The sequence below is a fragment of the Sphingomonas sp. AOB5 genome, assembly GCF_029433115.1.
In the GTDB taxonomy this organism is placed as follows: Bacteria; Pseudomonadota; Alphaproteobacteria; order Sphingomonadales; family Sphingomonadaceae; genus Sphingomonas.
Genome location: NZ_JARNTV010000120.1, coordinates 1 through 3,200, shown reverse-complemented (window position 1 = coordinate 3,200; position 3,200 = coordinate 1). Strand labels below are relative to the sequence as shown.

Sequence of the window (3,200 nt, the reverse complement as noted above, 5' to 3'; positions counted from 1 at the left end):
TGGTCGCCAACCTCACCCGCCTCGCCGCCGGCCATGCCGCGCAGGACGTGCTGCTGTGGGGGGCGCGCGGCACCGGCAAGTCGGCGGTGGTCAAGAGCGCGGTGGCACAGGTGCAGGGCGAAGGCGGCAATCTCACGCTGATCGAGGCGGTCACGCTCCATCTCGACCAGCTGCCCGAACTGTTCGCGCATATCGCCCCGATCCCGCGCGCCTTTGCGATCTTCCTCGACGATCTCGGCTTCGACGCAGCAGGCGACGCCCGCGCGCTGCGCTCGATGCTCGAAGGCGGCGCGGAGGCTCGTCCGGCCAACGCCCGCCTGCTGGTCACCTCGAACCGCCGCCACCTGATCCCGCGCGACCTCGCCGAGCAATCGAGCGCGATCAATCCGCGCGATTCGATCGACGACAGCCTGGCGCTGGCCGACCGGTTCGGCCTGTCACTCGGCTTCCACGTCATCGATCAGGATACCTATGTCGAGATCGTCCAGGGCTATGCCGATGCGCACGGCCTCAGCTTCGATCCCGCCGAAGCGATCAACTGGGCAACGCGCCGCGGCAGCCGCTCGGGCCGGGTCGCATGGCAATATGTCGTCGATCTCGCCGGCAGGCACGGCAAGCAGCTTTAGCCCGCCGCAGGCAGCCGCATCCGCACGAGCAACCCGCCCAGATCCTCGCTTTCCTCGAGGCTTACGGTGCCGTCGTAAATCTCCACCACGTCGCGCACGATCGCCATGCCCAGGCCCGTCCCGGGCTTGCCCGAATCGAGCCGCACGCCGCGATCGAAGATACGAATCCGGTCGGCCTCGGGAATACCGCGGCCATCGTCCTCGACCATGATCTCGACGAAGCCCGATTGCACGCTGGCGGTCACGAACACGCTGCCCCCGCCATATTTCGCGGCATTCTCGACCAGATTGCCGAGGATCTCGTCCAGATCCTGCCGCTCGATATGCGCCACCGCGTCTTTGGTCCCGTCGATATCGATGCGAACATTGGGATAGAGTCGCGCCACCGCCCGCTCGACCGCCTCGATCGAGGGCCACACCGCCGCGCGGCTATGCGCACTCCCACGGCGGCCGACCGCTCGGGCACGAGCAAGGTGATGGTCGATCTGGCGGCGCATCGTCCGCGCTTCCCGGATCACGCTGGGTGCCAGATCGGCCTGCCCCGCCGCCGCTGCGTTCATGATCACGCTCAGCGGCGTCTTCAGCGCATGCGCGAGGTTGCCGGCATGCCGCCGCGCTTCCTCCGCCTGCCGGTCGTTATGTTCGACCAGCGCGTTCAGCTCCTCGACCATCGGCGCGACTTCGGCGGGCATCGCCCCCTCGATCCGCGTCGATTGCCCGGCGCGCAGCCGCGCGATCTCGGTACGCAGCTTGCGAAGCGGGCTAAGACCGAACCAGGTCTGCATCGCGGCCATAAAGATCAGTCCGAAGCCGAGCAGCAGGAAGCTGCGCACCAGAGTCTGCCGCAGCGCGCCGATCTGCGCGTCGAGCGTGTCGCGCGCCTGTGCCACCTGGAACCGCCAGCGGACCTTGGAATTGGGCAGCGTCAGGTCGATCTCGGCGATGCGCAGCCGCTGATCGGGAAACTCGTCGCTGTCGTAATAATGGATGTCCTGATCCTGATGCGCCGGCTGCACCTTCAGCCGCCGGTCCCACAGCGATCGCGAGGGGAAGGTCTCGAACCCGGTACCGCTGATCTGCCAGTACGCACCCGAATTCGGCTCGAGGAATCGCTGGTCGGCCAGCTCGCGGCTCAGCACCACTTCGCCCGTCGGCCCCAGCTCGGACGAGACGATCATCGAATTGACCAGCAATTTCAGCTGCTCGTCGAAATTCTTGGTGACCGCGCTCACCAGAACCCGGTCGAGCGCATAGCCGCCACCGACCAGCAGCAACAGGATCCAGCCCGCCGCAATGAAGATCATGCGGCGGCTGACCGATCCGGTCACGCGGACATAGGCGCGGGGTTGCGGCTCGCTGTCGGCCACCAGAATCTCCGTTCGGCCGCGACGCGGGTCAGGCGTTGGCGGGTTCCTCGAGGCTGTAGCCCAGCCCGCGGATGGTGGTGATCACGTCGGGACCCAGCTTCTTGCGGATGCGGGTCACGAAGACTTCGATCGTGTTCGAATCGCGGTCGAAATCCTGATCGTAGATATGCTCGATCAGCTCGGTACGGCTGACCACCTTGCCCTTGTGATGGAGCAGGTAGCTCAGCAGCTTGTATTCCTGCGCGGTCAGCTTCACCGGCTCGCCGTCCTTGGTGACCTTGCCCGAACGCGTGTCGAGACGGATATCGCCCGCGGTCAGCTCGGCCGACGCGTTGCCCGATGCGCGGCGGATCAGCGCGCGCAGGCGAGCGATCAGCTCCTCGGTCTGGAACGGCTTGGCGACATAGTCGTCCGCACCCGCATCGAGTCCCGCCACCTTGTCCGACCAGCTGTCACGCGCTGTCAGCACCAGCACAGGGGCGGTACGGCCCTCGCGGCGCCAGCGGTCGAGCACGGTCAGCCCGTCGACCTCGGGCAGGCCCAGGTCGAGGATGATCGCGTCATATTGCTCGGTGCTCCCGAGGAAATGTCCCTCCTCGCCATCGGTGGCGAGATCGACCGCATAGCCCGCGCCTTCCAGCGCGTTGCGGAGCTGCTGGCCCAGAGTGGGTTCGTCCTCGACGATCAGGAGTCGCATTATGTTTTCCTCGCCCGCGCGTGCTGTGGAACGCTAGTTACCGGTCTTGCGGAGTATCCGGCCGGTGCGGCCATCGACGTCCACCCAGATCACCGATCCATTGCGCAGGAATTTGAGCGTGTAAATGTTCGTCTGCGGATCGAAGTCGAAACCGAGATATTGTGCGCCGGGCATCATCGGCTTTACCCGCGCCTCGATCACCCGCAACGGCAGCAGGCCGCCGGTCTGGCGGCGCTGGCTCGCGGCCTCCTGACCGCCATCCTGCCAGTCGCGCGCGCCCAACGCCGTCCCGCCGGCGAGCGCGGACGCTGCCAGACATGCAATCAGAACGGGTTTCACAAGCATTGCCATGGGTCTGGCATAGGGATCGGGCATTGAATAGCCCCTGAACAGCGGTGTTAGGCGGCTGTAATCTTTGGGACACGCCTTGGGATGCGGCACCGGCCCGCTCCCCCACCCGGCCTCCCATCCAGCATATTCTGTGGGAGGCCGGGTGGGGGAGCGGGCCGG

The 3,200-nt window shown here is 66.4% G+C and carries 4 protein-coding genes; 1 reads left to right on the top strand and 3 read right to left on the bottom strand.

The genetic code is table 11. From position 1 onward, the window contains the following. A partial coding sequence (locus P1X14_RS21850) for a DUF815 domain-containing protein (RefSeq protein WP_277317535.1) occupies nucleotides 1–626 on the top strand: 626 nt, incomplete at its 5' end. Here P1X14_RS21850 and P1X14_RS21845 read toward each other — a convergent pair. From P1X14_RS21845 to P1X14_RS21835, 3 genes are all read right to left on the bottom strand, one after another. Further along, complete coding sequence (locus P1X14_RS21845; protein WP_277317536.1) at nucleotides 623–1,930, bottom strand: HAMP domain-containing sensor histidine kinase; 1,308 nt, start codon at nucleotides 1,928–1,930, stop codon at nucleotides 623–625. The genes P1X14_RS21850 and P1X14_RS21845 overlap by 4 nt on opposite strands. A gap of 91 nt (nucleotides 1,931–2,021) precedes the next feature. Further along, the gene (locus P1X14_RS21840; RefSeq protein WP_277317534.1) at nucleotides 2,022–2,690 is read right to left on the bottom strand and encodes a response regulator transcription factor; all 669 of its coding nucleotides are present in this window, start codon (nucleotides 2,688–2,690) and stop codon (nucleotides 2,022–2,024) included. 33 nt (nucleotides 2,691–2,723) lie between these two features. Then, complete coding sequence (locus P1X14_RS21835) at nucleotides 2,724–3,041, bottom strand: hypothetical protein (RefSeq protein WP_277317533.1); 318 nt, start codon at nucleotides 3,039–3,041, stop codon at nucleotides 2,724–2,726. Nucleotides 3,042–3,200: the final 159 nt, after the last annotated feature.